Source organism: Serratia sp. HNCC26DJ206 (assembly GCF_057180605.1).
In genome coordinates this window covers 1-357 of the sequence record NZ_JBXUGP010000152.1, presented here as the reverse complement: position 1 = coordinate 357, position 357 = coordinate 1, and the positions used below count along the sequence as shown (strand labels likewise).

At 49.3% G+C, this 357-nt stretch carries 1 pseudogene; it reads left to right on the top strand.

What is annotated here, in order from left to right:
- Positions 1–209 (top strand): annotated as a pseudogene (locus AC2A1E_RS24365) (IS110 family transposase); the annotation flags it as partial.
- Positions 210–357 lie beyond the last annotated feature (148 nt).

Genomic DNA, 357 nt, shown 5'->3' with positions numbered 1-357 from the left:
GGTATCTTCAGATGTTGTTTATCCATGGAGCACGAGCAGCAGCCTTGCTGACAAAAGAGCCTGGCCCGTGGATAACGGAGCTCAAAACACGGCGTCCGACCAACGTGGCTATCGTGGCGATGGCGAACAAGCTGGCTCGAACAGTCTGGGCTATAGCCGCCCATGACCGTAAATACGATAAAAATCATGTCAGTATCAGGCCATATTAATCGCTGATATTGATAAACATTAACGCTAACCAAAGAGTGAATGCAGAAAGGTTGCTCTGGCGGCCCGCGTGATGACAATGACAGGTAAGACCGTGACTCACTAAACCTGAATGAGGTTATGGGCTTAAAGCCCGAGAAGGAAATGAGG